This window comes from Johnsonella ignava ATCC 51276 (genome assembly GCF_000235445.1).
In the GTDB taxonomy this organism is placed as follows: domain Bacteria; phylum Bacillota; class Clostridia; order Lachnospirales; family Lachnospiraceae; genus Johnsonella; species Johnsonella ignava.
On the sequence record NZ_JH378850.1, the window covers coordinates 1 to 2,111 of the forward strand.

The window sequence follows — 2,111 nt, forward strand, 5'->3', positions numbered from 1 at the left end:
CTTGCCATCCGAACCCTGCAAAAAGCTCTGGACAGTCAGAGATTTGTCAGCACAGATATTATCCTGCATAGTGATCAGGGAAGTCAATATACATCGAAGGCTTTTACTGAATTCTGTGAGAAAAACAGCATCACACAGAGCATGAGCAAGGCAGGCTATCCATATGACAATGCACCAATGGAAAGGTATTTTAATACTCTGAAAAATGAAGAGATATATCTTCACCATTACCATGAGGAACAGGAGTTATTATGATGCTGTTGAGGATTTTGCATACATAAAGTATAACCATGTACGTCCCCATGCCTATAACGGATATCGCACTCCCTTTGAGGCACGGTATGCTGTATAAAAATCAGTCGCAAGTGTTACAAAAATGCTTGACCACTACATTTGGACTCCTTTCGCTATAAAATTATACGGAAAATCCAACTTAGAAACAATAATTTTTTGGTGAATTGAAAATCTAACTTCCGTTTATAAAAGTAACTTCCAGTTGAACGAGAAACTTCCACTTTTGCAGGAAAGTAAAAATATTTTTGTTAAAAAAAATGCGATTTTTATGTAAACTTTACTTACAGTTTCTTATTTTTGCGCATGCAAAACAGGACACTGGGATACATTTCTTTCATTTGTGAAAGACTAAGTTCCACTGCCCTAATGGGTTAAGGGGTAGCGTGTTCATAGGTATAGAGTTAATGGTTTAGGATAAGTCGGTCTTTGACGCCGGCTTATTCTATTTTGAGGAGAAATGGTTGCAGTGTTACTTCATCAGGATCTATCCGTCTGATTCCCATTTTGTGGATTATCTCTTCTCCGTAGAAAAAGGAAAATACATCGTAAGGTGTTCTGCCACCAAGAACCTTTCGTGGCACAGAATTAATGTGGCTGAATAAAAGGTTTAAGTCATGCTGTGTGAGCCCTTCAAACTTCCTGCCGTTAGGAAGGATGTTCCTGACATAGTTGTGGTTGTTTTCCACATGAGGCTTTTGGGATGGAGTCTGTGGGTCACAATAAAAAATGTTTGTTCTTAGCTTTCCTGTTTCAGCTTCAATCTCAAAGAGAGATACCTTTTCAAACTCAGTACCCCTGTCCGTGAGAATCAGTGAGAACAGCTTAAAATAATCATTTCCGAGTAACTTCTGAAGATAGTCCAAAGTAGAAGCCATTGACTCGGAGGTCTTTTCAGGATGTAAAAATCCATTAATAAAGCAGGTGTTCTGATAAGAAAAAGTCTGTATGTATGGACCTTCCTGCTGGTTGTAAACGGTATCCATTTCTGTAGTAGGAATGAAAGGATTGTCCTTTATAAAAGCCAGATAGTCAGTAAACTTATGTCCTTCATAGTTGACAGGCTCCCTGCGCTTTTTTAACCTTTTTCTTTCCCTCATGGCAACCTGTCTGCGTAATGAGAAGTTATCAATGCCGAATTCTTTAAATACTCCGCCTTCAATGTATGTATAAAGGGATTTTACAGAGATACCAAGCTCAGGATGGTTGGTAAGTATCTGATATAAGGATTGCCCGGCTTTAAGCGGCTTAGCTATAGTCTGGGCAATGATGGAGCGTTCGGCTTCGGAAAGATTAACTCCCTTCCTTGAATCGGAAAGGTGAAACAGATAAGCTTCATGCGCAGTATTTGCGTTGTAGAAGTAATGGTCAAGCCTGCACCGGCTTATCTTTTCGCAATGATTACATGCGCCTGTGGAACGGTCACGCATAGTACAAGGCTGTTCTACATAATCAATGCAGCTTTCCGAGCAGAACTTACGTGGTTTTTTGCACTCTTTCAATTTAGCACACATGACAGGAGAGTTAAAACGGTTTCGCTGTTTAACTGTTCTGTGAAGTTTTATTTCTTTGGCAACAGTAGTAGGATCTTTGGAAATAGATTTAGCTATGGCAGTTTTTGAAAGACGTCTTTCTATGCCTTCCTGAATGGCTTTCCTGTCATCTAAAGTTAAATGTTTTGCTTTCATAATAGTCATCCTTTCTCCTATGAACATCACAGGTAATAGGATAGCCGGAAGTAAGTCTTTCATAAAGTACTTATTGAAAAACTAAAATCAGGATAAGGAAAGATAACTGGAAGTAACTTTTTCTATTTTACC

At 38.8% G+C, this 2,111-nt stretch carries 1 protein-coding gene and 1 pseudogene; one reads left to right on the top strand and one right to left on the bottom strand.

The features are described from left to right. Positions 1–352, top strand: a pseudogene (locus tag HMPREF9333_RS11865) (DDE-type integrase/transposase/recombinase); the annotation flags it as partial. A 379-nt stretch (positions 353–731) separates the two neighbouring features. On the opposite strand, the gene HMPREF9333_RS11870 reads toward HMPREF9333_RS11865, so the two are convergent. Further along, entirely contained in the window at positions 732–1,988 is a 1,257-nt protein-coding gene (locus HMPREF9333_RS11870) for an IS30 family transposase (protein ID WP_005542354.1), read from the bottom strand. Positions 1,989–2,111 lie beyond the last annotated feature (123 nt).

What these genes read in the sequence shown, in the direction of transcription:
- HMPREF9333_RS11870 (WP_005542354.1), bottom strand. Translation starts at nt 1,988, where the DNA reads ATGACTATTATGAAAGCAAAACATTTAACTTTAGATGACAGGAAAGCC.